At 41.8% G+C, this 15,586-nt stretch carries 10 protein-coding genes; 2 read left to right on the top strand and 8 right to left on the bottom strand.

Features of this window, described 5'->3' with window-relative positions; translation table 11 throughout:
- Positions 1-220: 220 nt before the first annotated feature.
- The 3 genes from L2735_RS07910 to L2735_RS07900 form a co-directional block, all read right to left on the bottom strand.
- Complete coding sequence (locus L2735_RS07910) at positions 221-1,909, bottom strand: NAD-dependent malic enzyme (RefSeq protein ID WP_248984175.1); 1,689 nt, start codon at positions 1,907-1,909, stop codon at positions 221-223.
- A 290-nt stretch (positions 1,910-2,199) separates the two neighbouring features.
- Positions 2,200-2,670 (bottom strand): YehS family protein, encoded by a 471-nt coding sequence (locus L2735_RS07905; RefSeq protein WP_248984174.1) that lies wholly within the window; start codon positions 2,668-2,670, stop codon positions 2,200-2,202.
- Between the two features lie 187 nt (positions 2,671-2,857).
- Positions 2,858-4,120, bottom strand: coding sequence for an NRAMP family divalent metal transporter (locus tag L2735_RS07900; RefSeq protein ID WP_248984173.1), 1,263 nt, complete (start codon positions 4,118-4,120; stop codon positions 2,858-2,860).
- A gap of 272 nt (positions 4,121-4,392) precedes the next feature.
- Here L2735_RS07900 and L2735_RS07895 point away from each other — a divergent pair, with 272 nt between their 5' ends.
- Complete coding sequence (locus tag L2735_RS07895; RefSeq protein ID WP_248984172.1) at positions 4,393-5,052, top strand: glutathione S-transferase family protein; 660 nt, start codon at positions 4,393-4,395, stop codon at positions 5,050-5,052.
- 72 nt (positions 5,053-5,124) lie between these two features.
- Here the strand turns inward: L2735_RS07895 and L2735_RS07890 are convergent, their stop codons facing one another.
- The 4 genes from L2735_RS07890 to L2735_RS07875 form a co-directional block, all read right to left on the bottom strand.
- Positions 5,125-5,625: a DUF4447 family protein gene (locus L2735_RS07890; protein ID WP_153914217.1), complete on the bottom strand. Its 501-nt coding sequence runs from the start codon at positions 5,623-5,625 to the stop codon at positions 5,125-5,127.
- A gap of 115 nt (positions 5,626-5,740) precedes the next feature.
- A complete protein-coding gene (locus L2735_RS07885) occupies positions 5,741-6,145 on the bottom strand; it encodes an SMI1/KNR4 family protein (RefSeq protein WP_248984171.1) in 405 nt (134 codons plus the stop codon).
- A 162-nt stretch (positions 6,146-6,307) separates the two neighbouring features.
- Positions 6,308-7,102, bottom strand: coding sequence for a RelA/SpoT domain-containing protein (locus tag L2735_RS07880; RefSeq protein WP_248984185.1), 795 nt, complete (start codon positions 7,100-7,102; stop codon positions 6,308-6,310).
- Positions 7,103-7,388: 286 nt separating this feature from the next.
- On the bottom strand, positions 7,389-9,461 hold the full coding sequence (locus L2735_RS07875; RefSeq protein WP_248984170.1) for a M13 family metallopeptidase: 2,073 nt from the start codon (positions 9,459-9,461) through the stop codon (positions 7,389-7,391).
- Positions 9,462-9,786: 325 nt separating this feature from the next.
- On the opposite strand from L2735_RS07875, the gene rsuA reads away from it, so the two are divergent.
- A complete protein-coding gene (gene rsuA / locus L2735_RS07870) occupies positions 9,787-10,479 on the top strand; it encodes a 16S rRNA pseudouridine(516) synthase RsuA (RefSeq protein ID WP_248984169.1) in 693 nt (230 codons plus the stop codon).
- A 121-nt stretch (positions 10,480-10,600) separates the two neighbouring features.
- Here rsuA and L2735_RS19990 read toward each other — a convergent pair whose 3' ends face one another.
- Positions 10,601-15,574 (bottom strand): S8 family serine peptidase, encoded by a 4,974-nt coding sequence (locus tag L2735_RS19990; protein ID WP_283104574.1) that lies wholly within the window; start codon positions 15,572-15,574, stop codon positions 10,601-10,603.
- Between the last annotated feature and the right edge of the window lie 12 nt (positions 15,575-15,586).

Genomic DNA, 15,586 nt, shown 5'->3' with positions numbered 1-15,586 from the left:
GAAGCTCATAAGAAGAGAGTTGGGCATCGATAACCAACAATATTGCTCAAGATGTGTTTTTAAATAAACGTCGTGAAATGCGTATAAACCAATAAAATAAAACCCCCACTTAAAAAAAGTGGGGGTTTGTCATTAATCTGAGCCTAGCAATTGCTAGGCTTTTTGATTTTAAGCTCTTTGTTTTTAAACTCCTCGCTTTAAGGAGCTGAGAACAACTGATTTAGAACGAAGTACGTCTATAACGACGGTACTCAGGTTCCCAGAAATTACTGTCTATCTTCTGAGTTAATAACTCATCAGGACAAGGCAGGGCTAATTCTTGTTCTATCGCTTTTTTCGCGACAGCAAAGGCAATGTACTTACTGACTTCTTGAATATCTTCAAGTGCAGGCAGTAAAGAACCTGTGCCATTTTTCCCTAACGGTGAGCATTCTGATAATGCGCGGCTTGACGCCATTAGCATCTCATCAGATACGCGGGTCGCACCACTGGCTAAAACGCCTAGGCCGATACCTGGGAAGATAAAGCTGTTGTTACATTGAGCAATTTCATAAGATTCACCGTCAATGACCACAGGCTCAAACGGGCTGCCAGTTGCCACTAACGCTTGACCTGACGTCCAGTGCAGCACATCTTTTGGTGTCGCTTCAACTCGACTCGTTGGGTTAGACAGTGGGAACACAATCGGGCGCTCACAATGGCTGTGCATCGCACGAATAATTTCTTCAGTGAATAAACCAGGTGCGCCAGACACCCCAATTAATACTGTCGGTTTAGCGTTATTAACCACATCAAGTAATGAGATATGATCGCTAAAGCCGTCCCATTGTTCAACGTTAGTGGTTTTTTGAGCCAGTTTCTTTTGGAAATCTAGTAGTGTTGGCATGTTGTCGAGTAGTAAGCCCCAACGGTCAACCATAAATACTTGTGAGCGAGCTTGCTCATCAGATATGCCTTCAGCCACCATCTGGGCAACAATAGCTTCTGCAATACCGCAACCTGCACTCCCCGCACCTAAAAAGGCGACGCGTTGCTTACAAAGTTGAGTGTCAGCGGCTTTACATGCTGCTAATAATGAACCAACGGTAACAGCAGCCGTACCTTGAATATCGTCGTTGAAAGTACAGAATCTGTCTTTATAACGCTCAAGTAATGGCATGGCATTTTTCTGAGCGAAATCCTCAAACTGGATTAATGCATCAGGCCAGCGGCGACTCACTGCCTGCATAAACTCTTCGATAAAGTTTGCGTATTCTTCGCCGCCTATACGTGGGTGACGAGATCCCATATACATAGGATCATCTAATAAGTTGGGGTTATCAGTACCCACATCTAAGGTAATCGCCAAGCAATATGCAGGGCTGATCCCGCCACAGCTGGTGTATAAAGATAACTTACCGATTGGGATCCCCATACCACCAATACCTTGATCGCCTAGACCTAAGATACGCTCACCATCAGTCACCACAATAACCTTCACTTTATGGCGAGTTGAATTGTTTAAGATATCGTCAATACGATCTTTGTTGTCATAAGAGATAAATAAACCACGGTTACGGCGATAGTTTTTAGAAAAACGCTCACAAGCTAAACCCACCGTTGGGGTGTAGATGATAGGCATCATTTCACTAATATGGTTACGTACTAATCGGTAAAATAAGGTTTCGTTGGTGTCTTGAATATTACGCAAGTAAATATGCTTATCGAGATCATTACTGAAACTCTTATATTGTTCATAAGCACGAGATGCTTGCTCTTCAATGGTTTCAATAACCCAAGGAATTAGCCCTTCAAGATTAAAGTAAATGCGCTCTTCTTCGCTAAAGGCAGTGCCTTTGTTTAGCAGAGGAGATTCAAGAATGGCTGGACCTGCGAAAGGAAGATAGAGAGGGCGTTTATTATCGTCCATTGGAAACCTTATTATCAGTGTCGAATTACTGTCATTTCTAGCTATGATTAGACGGTTATTACTGTCTAATAGTAGACGTTTATTGTTATCGGTGAAGGTTAACACAAGTTAGATTTATTGTGGTCTGTTAAGTGAGCTATTTCACACTTTTTTTCCATGGTGGTGTGAGCTCTGCCAATACGTTATTTTTTATACAGCTGTTTGAATTGAGTTAAGCATCAAGGTGTCAGATACAAAAATGCACAGTCTAAGCTGTGCATTTAACGGTATTCATTCAAATGACGGAATGTTTATAATTCAACGCCGCGGTGTTTGATTGATAAGCCGTGTAAGAAGTTACGTAATATCTGATCGCCACAGGTTTTGTAGTTCTTATGTTCAGGGTTACGGAACAAAGCACCTAGCTCTGACTTGCCGATAACGAAGTCAGCTAAACCACAAATTTCAATAATGTCATCTTCACGAAGTTCAAGCGCAATGCGCAACTTTTTGAAGATTAAGTTATTGGTCAGGTTTTTAACCGGTGCTGGCACTTCACTACCTTCACGTAAACCACGCTTTTCGATAATTAGTCCGTCTAAGAACTGGCACATAACCTTGTCGTTACAGGCTTTGTAGCCTTCTTCCGCTTCTTTTTTAAGTAAGCTAATGATTTCATCAGTGCTGATTTCTACATTGGCTTGTGCGAAAACTTTAATCATTTTGGCATTTGAATAATCAAATATAAAACGAAGACGGCGAATAATATCGTTGTTAATCATATAAGTCTCTGGGCGCGGCTGCGCTGTTTTTTAACCGCAGGTTTAATATCCTGAGATTAAATAAAAATTGGACACGGATTATACCTGAAAATATTCTAATAGTTCAGATTATCTGCAATAAGTATACTCATGTTGAACAAGCTAAATAACAAGAGTCAGTATAGCCTAATCACAACGCTGGCTTTGTTTATTGTATTGCTAGCTTCCAATAGATAAATAAGCCTGAAAACCCAACCAGATACACTAAGCCTAACCAGGCGAGCATTTTCATTTTGATGCCATAACGGTGTTCTTCAGGAAGCGCGTCACAGGTCATTAAGCGTAGGTTTAGCCAAGCAAAGATGACAGTTGTTAAAAATGCTAAGGTCATTACAAATTCAAGCAAAGGTAATAGGGCGCCTTTGAAAAATAAAATGAGCCCTAAACCTAATGCAGATATGATTAGCATCACTTTGGTTAATCGTTTCGAGCAATCTTGTTGATTGTTGAGTAATTGCCAGCCGATATCTAAGGTGCGGCTGTAGCCATCAATCACGGTTACTGTGGTACTGAAAATACATAAAAATGCCACTAAACCAATTAAATAACGAGTTCCTTCACCCATCACATCACTGTATAAGTCCACTAGTTGACTAGCAAAAACAGCACCTGAATTTGAGAAGGTTTCGCCGCTACCATGCATAACAAGTGCGCCTAATGCCAAAAACACCACTGCTAAAACTGCTGTAACAATAAAACCTAAATTGAAGTCGAAAATGGCTTGTTTACTGGTCACCGTTTGTGTTTTTTTCTTTTCAATTAACCATAATGAATTCCATGCACTGACTTCAATCGGCGCCGGCATCCAGCCCATCATGGCCACTAAAAAACCAACATAAGCCCATTGCCAAGGACTCGTGCTTGCTTCAGTTACCACAGGCGCTTGGTAATGCTGCCAAGCCATTGCAACCGCGATTAAGGTTGTCAGCGTTAAGGCGAGCATGATGACTTTAGTCATTTTATCTAACAGTTGGTAGTGACCTAAGATCAACACGGCTAACGAACTCACCAATACTAAGAATGCCAGCACATCGATAGGTAAGGGGATAAATTGGGTTAACATTGCTGCAGTTAACATACAAACCCCAGCGGTACTGGCAATAGCTGCAATAGTGTTCAAGCAAGTAAACATTAATAAGTAGCCGCGGCCTTGTTTTAAATAGCCGTGCAGTAAGCTTTCGTTGGTGGCTGCTGTGTATCGCGCACCTGCGGCAAAGAAAGGATACTTGAGAAAATTCACCAGTAATACAACCCAAACAAGCTGCCAGCCAAATTCAGCGCCAGCGCGAGTGGAAGAGACTAAGTGCGATGCGCCAATCGCGGCGGCAGCCATTAAAATTCCGGGGCCAAGGCTGGCAAACAATGTCGCGGCTGAGTAATGACTGCTGGTGGCGTTTTGAGTCGTAGGCATGAGGTTCTTTTAAAGGTTAGCGTGACAGATTTGATTACAGAGCATATGACTATGTCACAATTTGGTAAGTTAACAAGTTGTTTACAAAGGCTAAGTCAAAAAGCTTTCAATGACAACAGATAAAAACTATGCGTTGACTTGCACGCATATTCGAATATGTTATTAAATCAGCTCAATTCTTTGAGTCCGTTTTAACACGACAAACTTGATATTGGCTAAAGTGATTCTGCTAAATGTGAATTCAAAAAACTTGGTTTAAAGGAAAATAGAGCATGGAAATAGTAGCAAGCACAGGTATTACCTTATATGGCACGCCGCGCAGTCGAGCGTTGCGTGTTTCATGGTTATTGGAAGAGTTAGGTGTTGATTGGCAGTTTTGCTTCCTTAATTTTGCCAAGGGCGATAATCGCTCTGAAGAATTTCTAGCCCTGAACCCAAGCGGCAAAATGCCAGTGATAACCGATGGGGATTTGGTGCTAACTGAATCTGCGGCAATTTTGCAGTATTTAGCTGAGAAGTATGGCCAAGGAAAGTTCTTACCAATACCTGGCACGGCGCAAGCAGGTCTGCACCATCAGTGGGTTAGCTTTGTAATTTGTGAATTAGAGCAACCACTTTGGAGTATGGGAAAACATCGCTTTGCATTACCAGAAGAGCAACGTTTAGATGCGATGCTGCCAGTGGCTAAATTTGAATTTGATAAAGCGGCGGCGATTGCTGAAAAGTGGGTGCCTGAATCAGGTTATGCTTGTGGTGATGAGCTAACCATAGCTGATATTTTACTGACTCAAACGCTTTTGTGGGCGACAGTGTTTGAACAAACTATTCCACCAAAACTGACGGCATATCGAGATAGAATGAAACAACGACCTGCAATGACGAGGGCGTTAGAAAAGTCAGAAGCAATTGCCAAGGCGGCTCAAGAAGAGTAACGATTAAACCGTGAAATTTTGACATAAAAAAAGGAAGCGAATGCTTCCTTTTTTATTCAATTCAATTAAGCCTTAAAGCTGAGTTGCTGCCCATTTAGCGCGGCTTTCGCGCGATTCACTCATACCATTATCTGCACGGAAACTTTTGTAAGCTTCAACTTCAAGTGGGATCAAGCTGACTTCCACTTCTAATACAATTTGGCATTCTTTTTTAATGCGCCATGCCGCGGTATTGTATAGCTCAGTAAACGGCAGTGAACTTAAAAATTCAGGGTTGTATTGGGTGTAAATCGCTTGAGTTGGGTAAACCACAAATGCTAAACGGCGCTTAGGCTCAGTTTTAAATAATGCTTCGATACCGTCTGTGGTATTGAGCACTTGCATTTCAATGGTGTCTTCAATTTCAAGGAGCTTCTTTTGCGCCACTTCAGGAGCATCAGCTTCGCCAGCTTCCCATGCCGTCACTGCATCTGCTGTGGTTTTGGTAAGCTCGGCAATTTGCTCAACACTTAAACCCAAAGATAAGCGTAAACACTGCATTTCAATTGCGTTTAAGGTATTTGATTTAGCCATGGTATGTCCTATTAATTCTGTTCTACGGTGTCATCTTGTGTAATAACTGGATTTATTTAAATATCGATTAATTTAAGTATCGATTAATTTAAGTATCGATTAATTTAAGTATCGATTATTTACGTTTCAGCCAAATGTCTTGGATCCAGTCCCACAAAGATTCCCACATAATGTCTGCCATGCGACCATTCTTAAAGAAGCGAATATTGGCTTCTTGATCGATGCAGTAAAAGTTATCCCCTTGCTGACAAATAGCGATATATTCTCGCGGCATACCGATTGACCAGGCATAGCTGGTGACTTCAGGTAGATATGTGTGCGAATAAGGATCTGATGCGGTTACCATTTCAATAGCACCATAAATCACATCGCTACCAAAAAGCAGGTACTCTTTTAAATCGTTTGGTAGTGAAATTAAAATCTGTTCTTCAACTTCAACTAGTTGCTCGAATGTCGGTAATTCAAGTGGTACAGGGACCGTTTCACTTAATTCTTGAAGCATTTCGATGACATCATTCATCAGTATTTCCAGTTATCGGCAATAATGGCGGGAGTATAGCTTGAATAGCGCTGTTAACCAATTATCTCACTGGCAAAAAAGTAAAAAAAAAGCACCTTAAATTAAGGTGCGAAAGGAAGGGGAAAACAATATATAGAAACTATGAATGAGAAAAATAGTGGCTTAAGCCGCTTGGGTCTGGCCTCCTATTTGAGTCGTGTCAAATTGAGCAAGACTTTGGCGCTTATAGCTAAGCCATGCTTTGTGATAAAGCTTGTGTGATGACTGACGTAACTTAACTATTTGCATCATCTCTAAATCTGTTAGCGCACGGTGCTGTGTTTGTGCAACGGCTTCAATATGTTGGATTTGCTCATATACCTGATGCTCAGGGCCGCTTTTTATGTCAGCAATCTCACTAAGGTGCAGCTGCACTTCTACAATCATCTGAGTTTTAGGCAATTTCACCAACAGATTTAAGTCTCGATAACCTGATGCTTTAGGCTCTGCAAAGCGGTTTTTAACTTGAACGACTTCAGTGGTTTCTGCCAAAGTTCGGTAACTATGCATTAAGGTTTCAACGTCATTGGCAACCAAGGTTGCTCTAGCAATGTCGGTGATGTAGCTGGCATCTCCATCAAATTTTCGGTCAATCTTTTGCTGGGCTCTTTGGTAACTTTTTATATCTGGAATCAGTAAATCTGTATGGCTGTCTTGGCTAATGATTTCTAACAATTGAGTTAACTCAGTTTGCGCGAGTGGTGCTCGGTCAAATAACTGGTTTAAGTCATTTGTATCTTGTTGAGGTAAACCACCTGAAGTACTTGCTAGTTTAAGTAGACTGTCTAAATCATCGACTAAGGTTTGGTTAACATCGTAAATCGGTTTAATAGGGTTCGTGTCGACAGTAACTGCCACGGCATTACGGGTGGTGAGTAATAATAAAAAGATAAAAAAGGTACGAAAAATTCTGTTCATTTGCGTTACCACTGACTCTTTAAGTAATGAATGACGGTTAATAACCCCTTTGGGATATGCCATTACTTTAGCTGTTTGAAGCTGAATCAATGCTGAATATTTTGCCGAGTTTGGGGGTGGTTTACGCTTCTTTACACAGTCAGTTTTAATAGTGTGACAGAGGATGTTGAGCAGGCTTTGATTTGCTAAATTTAGAATTTAGAATAGCAATAAAAAAGGACATCGAAATGATGTCCTTTTTAGTCGTTTTACCCTTTAAGTGATACAGGGTTACTCAAATGAGTTATTACCAAATTTTTACGCGCTTAGCAGGCTCGATATACATCTTATCGCCTTCTTTCACATCATAAGTGCTGTAAAATTCTGGCATGTTAGATAACGCACCTAATGCACGGAAATGACCTGGTGAATGTGGGTCTGTCGCAACGCGGTTACGCAATGCTTCTTCTTTCATTTTTACACGCCAAATCTGAGTGAAGCCCATGAAGAAACGTTCATCACCTGTTAAGCCGTCAATCACTGGTGCTTCTTTGCCATCCAGAGACATTTTGTAAGCTTTATAAGCAATGGTAACACCAGACAAATCACCGATGTTTTCGCCAAGGGTTAGTTCACCATTAACGTGTAAATCATCAAATACTTGGTAGCCATCGTACTGTGCTACTAGTGCATTACCTTTAGCGGTAAAGGCTGCTAAGTCAGACTCAGTCCACCAATCACGCATGTTACCTTCACCATCAAACTTGGCGCCTTGGTCATCAAAACCATGGCCCATTTCGTGGCCGATTACTGCGCCGATGCCGCCATAGTTAACTGCATCATCTGCTTGCATGTTGAAAAACGGTGGTTGCAAAATGGCTGCTGGGAATACAATCTCGTTCATGGTTGGATTGTAATAAGCGTTGACGGTTTGAGGCGTCATATGCCACTCGCCCTTATCGATTGGGCCGCCAAGTTTCGCAATATCTTTATTGTGGCTTTCAACGCTTGCACGCTGAGCGTTACCCACTAAGTCATCACCTTTAATAGTAAGCTTGCTGTAGTCTTTCCACTTATCTGGGTAGCCAATTTTTGGATTGAACTTAGCAAGTTTATCTTTTGCTGCGACTTTAGTGTCAGCGCTCATCCAATCTAACGAGTCGATGCTCGTACCATAAGCGCCGCGTAAGTTTTCAACTAGCACGCTCATGCGATCTTTAGCTGCAGAAGTGAAGTGACGCTTAACGTACACTTTACCAACCACTTCACCTAAAGTGCTACTTACCGTGTTGACACCACGTTTCCAGCGAGACTCTTGCTCTTCTTGACCGTTTAGTGTTTTAGAGAAGAAATCAAAGTTTTCAGCATCAATTGCTTCAGACAAGTTACTTGCAGCGTGAGTTAACACATTCCACGTCATGTAGGTTTTTAAGGTGTCTAAATCTGTTTCACCAATCACTTCACTCAAACCACTCACATAGCTAGGCTGATTGATAATGATATCTTTTTGGTCGGCAACCCCCATAGTTGCCAGGTATTGGTTCCAATCAATGTTCGGCGCAAGCTCTGCAAGCTCAGCTATCGTCATTTTGTTGTAAGTTTTAGTGCTATCGCGGGTTTCAACCACATCCCAGTGCTTTTCTGCAATGGCAGTTTCAAGGGCTAAAATAGACTCAGCAGCAGCTTTACCGTTCACAAGGCCTGCTAAGTTATACATTTTTTCAATGTGTTCAACGAAAGCTTTACGAATATTAACGAAACGTTCTTCTTCGTTAAAGTAGTAATCTTTTTCTGGAAGGCTTAGGCCATATTGCCAGATATGAGTGGCGTAGCGGGTTGAGTCTTTAGCATCAACGTTAACGTAAAAAGCCAGTGGTGTGCCGTAGCCATTGACTTGGCTATAGGCGAAAAAATTCGTTAAGTTAGCTTTTGAATCAATAGCAGAAATTTTATCAAACTCAGCTTGAATTGGGGTTACGCCCAACTTGTTTAATGTCTCAACATCCATAAAGGCACGGTATAAATCAGCGACTTTCTGCTCGTCTGTACCTTCTTTAAGAGTCGGCATTGCAGCGACTTCTTCAATAATGGCTTTTACATCTTCACGGGCATTTTCACGTAGGTCGTAAAAGGCACCAATATTGGTACGATCGCCTGGGATTTCAGCTGTTTTTAACCAAGTACCATTAACGTATTCATAAAAATCATCTTGTGGGCGAACTGACTTATCGATGTTTTCAAAATCGATACCAGACGTTAGCGCCGTCTGAACAGCTTCAGCCGTGGCAGTTTTAGCGGTGGTTTGCACTTCATTATTACCACAAGCACTCAGGCCAGCGATAAGTGAGGCACATAGACCCCCAATAACAAGCTTTTTCATGTTGTTTCCCTTTGCATTATTTTAATAAGCCCTTCAATGAACTTTAGATGCTGATTTTTCATTTACTCTTTTTCGTTATATAAAGCGATTTAACGAGAAACAGTAAATAGAAAATCAGTCTTTATAGTTGTGAAACCCATGTTAAGTGCTGAAAAGGGCATTTAACAAGGGGGAAATCTGTTTTTGTTGAGAAAATGTGAGACTTTAAGAAGGAGATATGTAACTAAAAATTACCATTTTAGGCTCAGGGTCGAATATTTGATGTTCATTTATTCGCTGACGGCTCATAATAGCGCGCAATTAAGACAAAGAATTGGTTGTAGCAATGCGTTTAGATAAGTTTATCTGTGAAAGTACTGAGCTGACACGCTCACTGGCGAAACGAGTATTAAAGTCAGGCGAAGTCACTTGTGATGGTGTGGTAGTGAAAAGCTCTAGTTTTAAGGTCGGCGATGAAACTGAAGTGTGCATTGAAGGTCGTCAGATAAATATCATTGGCGATCGTTACATTATGATGAATAAGCCAGTCGATACTATTTGTTCAACGATTGATGAAGAGTATCAGTCGGTATTAAGTTTGATGGACATTGAAAAGGTCGATACCTTGCATATTGCAGGACGCCTTGATGTTGATACCACAGGCCTTGTGTTGATCACCAGTGATGGATTGTGGTCGCATAAAATCACCTCGCCTAAAAAAGATTGTGGTAAACGCTACTATGTTGAAGTGGCTGAACCTTTAGATGAAAGCTTAGTAGACACCTTTAAAGAAGGTGTTCAGCTTCGCAGTGAAGATGGCTTAACAAAGCCAGCTGTACTAGACATTATCGATGCGACACATGCTAGATTAACAATCAGTGAAGGCAAATATCATCAAGTAAAACGCATGTTTGCAGCTGTTGGGAATAAAGTGGTTAACCTTCACCGTGAAGCTGTTGGTAGCATTGAAATGGAAGATGATCTATTGGAAGGTGAGTGGCGTTTTCTTACCGATGAAGAAGTTAAATCAGTTAAATAGTACCCGTCTCTTTTGCTTGTGTCTTAAACACATCAGTTAATTTCTATCTCATGTTCAACAGCAAAGCATAAAAAAGGGCCTTCTTTGCAGAAGGCCCAAACACTAGTTTTGGAACGCTTTTCTAGTGTAGTTTACGACGGCGACTTGCGCCTAGTAAGCCAACTAAAATCAGACTTAAGATCTCCATGCTACCGCCATTTGAAGAACTCGTTTCAACAGGAGCCTCTTCTGCTGGTGGAACTGGTGCAGGTTCTACACCGTCAGAGTTCACTGTAAGCATGAAGCTAGTAGAAGCACTATCCGATGGATAAGCCATATCATGTACCATAACCGTTACTATCGTCTCGCCATGCCAGTCTGCAGCTGGAGTGATAGTGATATCATTACCGTCAATTTCAGCTGAGATATTGTCTCCAGACACTTGAATACCGTTAACAGTATTTTTAAGGTCAGCATAAGTCACTGATAATTCTAGCGTGTCGTTTTCTTCAATCATTTGATCGTTAATCGCAACAACTTGAATATTACTCGGTGAGCTTACGGTCACATCTGAGGTGATTAATTCTGAGTCACTATATTGGCTTGTCACCGTGACTGCATTTTCAATTCCAACAGCTGCCGCAGATACTCGGGCTGAGAAACTTACCGTAAGTCCAGAACTTTCTGGACCTTGATAGTTAGCACAGACCATCATACCTTCTGACACTTTGTCATTTACATTATTGTAGGCAAATCCATCATTTGACCAACCATTGACAGGAGCAAATGTAGCACGCTCGCCATAGTAGCCATGTAGGCCGATAGAACCGTAATGATCATTTGTAGTTTCAATTGACTTGTAGGCAAACATCATTTCATGCTGTCCAGGTGCAAAGTCGATATTGGTTGAGATGATGGTCTCAATGTCAAAGAACGAGTTTACGTCAGGATTACGATTTCCTGTGAAACGGTTGACAAATTCCTCACCGCCTTTCCACTGGAATACATAATAATCACCAATAACGGCACCATAAACATTATTTATTACCTCACCACGGTCTTCACTAAATGTTGATTCCGGCATCATGACATCACCACGCCACAGCGGCGCGACTATGGTGTCAGGAAAGTCTTGGAATTCATCATTAAATTCTCTATGAAAACTATAGAAATCAGGCATCTCATCAAATTTTACATAACCGAATGGCGATATCTCTAACAAGTCATGCAACATATCAGCCTCGGCACCGTATAAAGGCACATGAGGTAAGCCATTGCTCGACATAGGCAAGCTTAGATATTGGTTTGAGTAGCCAGTAATCCCCATCGCAGATGAAGCCATATGTAGACTTAGATCGAGGTATTTATCTTCATCAATTTGTATTGAGGAAGGAACCCTACAGGTCGCATCTTCAAGGCTTGTTGTGAAGACATAATGACGTGCTATATCCGCTGAAGAAGGCTGAACAGTATTGAAACTAATGCTGTTTCCTTCAACCATCATGGCATCAGTATATTCCGCTAAACCAGCAACTGTAATCGTATCTTCGAGTAACTGTAATCCAGAAGCTAATTCTGTGTTTAGAGTAAACTGACGCTCACCACCGAGTAGATTTGGTTCCAGTGATACTTCAAAGTCAATAATATCACCAGTCTTTGCACTTGACTGACTCGCGATGACTTGGGTATCAGTACCACTATGAATTAACTGAACAGGAATATAACCTAGGTTCGCAGAGTTATAACTGTCGCTTCCTAACCCAACATAACCATAGAAAATATCGCCTTCCATTGCCTCAGGTAAGTTGTAATCAAGTTGAATACGATAAGGGTCGATACCATTACTCATATCCGGCCCAGAAGCTATCAAGTTACCATCATCTTGTTCACCTATAACCGCTAGTGCTAAGGTGAAATTATCCGCTAAATTATCAGGGTCTTCATAGTCATACTTGTAGTTTGAAGCATAGGCCCAATATGTGCCTGGAGTAGGATTATTGATTGCACAGAAGTCATTGTTATCAATTCGAGAGTAACAAATAGCCTCATCTTGCCACTGAATATCTCCATCATCATTGAGATCTAAGCCTAAGTCGATAGAAGCGTACGCATTATTGTCGGCATGAATCACTTCCCAAACAATGCGTTTAGTGCCTTCTGGTACGTCAAAGAATCGTACCACTTGTCCATCAGCTTCTCGTGCTTCACGGCCAGCAAAGTCTTTCACATCACTTCGCTGTATTTGCGCATCGATGCGTTCAGCTTTAATCAACCCATTAGACTGATAATTGAATTGTTGGATTTCTTCTGTATAAATTTCAGGTGTAAGAATGTGGCCTTGTTGTCGGTGGATTTTACCCATGACATTTTCAGGCATGTTATTACCACTATAACGAATGCTCACAGGAAGATGCTGTAGTGGCATATCAAGGCTACTTGGTGTAATGGTGACATCACCCAAGAGGCGTAATGATGATGAGTCAGCACCAGGCGCTTGAACTTCAAGCACTTTTGCTGTCAGCATAATGGTTTGAGATTCACCTTTTGCTAATGAGAAGCTGCTAGGAGAGACTTCTAGCGATAACATGTCAGCGCCTTCCATAGCTAGATTTTGCGCATCAACAGTCCAAGTACCATCCGCTGTAGCAGTAAAGGTACGCATCATAGTACATGTACCGTTACATTCTTCATTGTAAAAATATGGCAGGTTCAAGGTGCTAACTGTACCACCATTTTTAGGATTAGCAGCGCGATAGTTATCGGCGGTTTCATCCATAATCAAGCCCGCTTTATAGGCGTGGGCTACATTGATCACTCCGCTACCAGCATCACTAAATCCTGCAGGCTCTGAGTCATCATATGGATATTGCTCAATGGTTCTATTCATGCCCTCTAAACTGGCGGTTGTCATTAACGCTGACTGAATTTGAGCCGGTGTCCAGCTAGGCTGTGCTTGTTTGAGTAACGCCATTGCGCCAGCAACATGTGGTGCAGCCATTGATGTTCCGCTAATCGCATTGTAATCACTCGGTACACCTACAGCAGTCATTGGCATATCATCTGCCCAAGCGGCATAAACATCGACACCTGGCGCAGCTAAATTAGGAGACATAACTTCTGGGTTATCAAAGTTATGACCACGTGATGAGAAGTCAGCGACATAATTAGCTTCTCGCGTCTTAGCAACCACCTCTGATGCCGTTATGGTTAACCGATGATCGCTACCATTAGATAACCATTTTGATAAACCATACCAGTTATTTGAAGAGTCACCATTGTAACCTGCATAGGAGATGTGAACTCCCGGTATAGCAAAGGCGTCATTATTGATGCTTTCAGAATTGCTTGCGTTACGCAAAATAATGGCACCAGCACCACCTGCAGCAACATTCATCGCTTTTTCTACACGTGCAATATCACCTCGCTTACAAACAACAATAGGCGCTGTGTCGAATGCTACACCGTCAGGGTCTAAGTCAAAAAAGCCTTCAGGGAAAGGTTCGTTACATTTTTCATATTCCCAACCATATGCTTTCGCATCGACGACAGGACCAGTATAACTTTCTGTTATGCCGCCACCTTCAATATTAGTAAGCTCTTGTTCACCACCAACAGAATCCGTAATCATCTTACCTTCAACACCAAATTCTCGGGTGTGAGTTGTTGCTGCAACGGAAGTTAACCAAGGTGATAAATGGTCAATTGCACCACGACGAGCGTTAGATTCTCTAGGGTCAAATGAGTTACCTGCAGAAGCTGCGACAGAAATACCGGCTTCACGAGCAGCAAGAAATGCCATTTCCATTGGGTCTTCCCAAGGAAAAGCGCCATAAGCAGTACCAATAGAATAGTTGATAACATCAACACCATCAGCTACAGCATCTTCAATCCCTGAAAGCAGTGCAGAGCCTGGACAACCAGAGTATTGGTTAAGCGTTGCGTCACCTGGGTGACATACTTGATACATAATGACATTGGCATGAGGCGCAACCCCTGAAATACGAGGAAGGCTAAGATTCGTTGGGTTACCACCGCCAGTAACGCCCACTTCAGGAACAGTATAAAAGGTGTCGACTAAAATATTACCTGCAACCGTAGAAGCCGTGTGTGAACCGTGGCCATTATAATCTTCACCGTTTGCAGGACGAACTGGATCCGTTATTTCCCACCAATTCTTGTCTGGTTGGAAAGTCGGGTCTGTGTAAGTATCAGTAATAACAGGGTAAGAGCGGACACCAATAAGTTTGTCATTACACATGGATTCAAATTCGGCTAATTCACAATCACCTATATAGCCATCGTAGCGAGCGGGTAATTGATGTACATAACCATCATCACCCTCAGCAGCAAAAGACACATGATCACTGTTGATACCTGTATCTAGAACACCTACAACAATACCTTTACCGGTAAAAGCTTCACCTGTTACTTCGCCAGTCCAAAATTTATCAGCCCCAATATGTTGTGGGCCAACGTCGGTGTGAAGTTCATACATTTTTTCACGTGTGACATTAACAACACCTGGTAAGCTTGCCACTTGAGCGGCTTGATCTTGGGTCATTCGCATCGACATACCGTTAAAGGCTAACTGGTATTGGGCGATGGTTTCTGCTGTGCCTACGGTGCTCGTAATTTGTGAGATAACATTATCTTGCTGTTCAAGTAGGTGAGTGCGATAAGCTTTAACGGTTGCACTATTAACATCGATTTTGTTATGAAGGTTTGGGCTTAAACTGGCAGGTATGCCATTGCTTTTAGCTGATGTGGCCAGTAAACCAGTTTTATTACCTTGATATAAAGAAACAGGTTTGTCCGATAATTCAATAATATAGACTTGTTCACCTTCAACGTCAGCTTCATATTGAAAAGGCACTTTACGGTTATCACTACTGACGGCTCGGTGAATATTACGGCCATTAGTGATAGTGCTATTTGACTGGGTAGATGCACGGTCACGATAACGATCTTCATTAAATTTTTTTACCGCGTCAGTGACTTCTATTGGTTTAATTATTATTCCATTAGGTGTAGTGACTGTGCTATTGATTGCACTTGCTCCTACAGCTCCTGCATAGATGGCCGCGAGCGTCATTATGCTTATTTGCTTTAGTTTCATTGTCCTTTCCTT

Origin of the sequence: Shewanella olleyana, assembly GCF_023283825.1 — a bacterium.
GTDB classification, from domain to species: Bacteria; Pseudomonadota; Gammaproteobacteria; order Enterobacterales; family Shewanellaceae; genus Shewanella; species Shewanella olleyana.
The sequence above is the reverse complement of the archived record's forward strand: the minus strand, read 5'-3'. Positions and strand labels throughout refer to the sequence as shown.

What these genes read in the sequence shown, in the direction of transcription:
- L2735_RS07910 (WP_248984175.1), bottom strand. Translation starts at nt 1,909, where the DNA reads ATGGACGATAATAAACGCCCTCTCTATCTTCCTTTCGCAGGTCCAGCC.
- L2735_RS07905 (WP_248984174.1), bottom strand. Translation starts at nt 2,670, where the DNA reads ATGATTAACAACGATATTATTCGCCGTCTTCGTTTTATATTTGATTAT.
- L2735_RS07900 (WP_248984173.1), bottom strand. Translation starts at nt 4,120, where the DNA reads ATGCCTACGACTCAAAACGCCACCAGCAGTCATTACTCAGCCGCGACA.
- L2735_RS07895 (WP_248984172.1), top strand. Translation starts at nt 4,393, where the DNA reads ATGGAAATAGTAGCAAGCACAGGTATTACCTTATATGGCACGCCGCGC.
- L2735_RS07890 (WP_153914217.1), bottom strand. Translation starts at nt 5,625, where the DNA reads ATGGCTAAATCAAATACCTTAAACGCAATTGAAATGCAGTGTTTACGC.
- L2735_RS07885 (WP_248984171.1), bottom strand. Translation starts at nt 6,145, where the DNA reads ATGAATGATGTCATCGAAATGCTTCAAGAATTAAGTGAAACGGTCCCT.
- L2735_RS07880 (WP_248984185.1), bottom strand. Translation starts at nt 7,102, where the DNA reads ATGAACAGAATTTTTCGTACCTTTTTTATCTTTTTATTATTACTCACC.
- L2735_RS07875 (WP_248984170.1), bottom strand. Translation starts at nt 9,461, where the DNA reads ATGAAAAAGCTTGTTATTGGGGGTCTATGTGCCTCACTTATCGCTGGC.
- rsuA (WP_248984169.1), top strand. Translation starts at nt 9,787, where the DNA reads ATGCGTTTAGATAAGTTTATCTGTGAAAGTACTGAGCTGACACGCTCA.
- L2735_RS19990 (WP_283104574.1), bottom strand. Translation starts at nt 15,574, where the DNA reads ATGAAACTAAAGCAAATAAGCATAATGACGCTCGCGGCCATCTATGCA.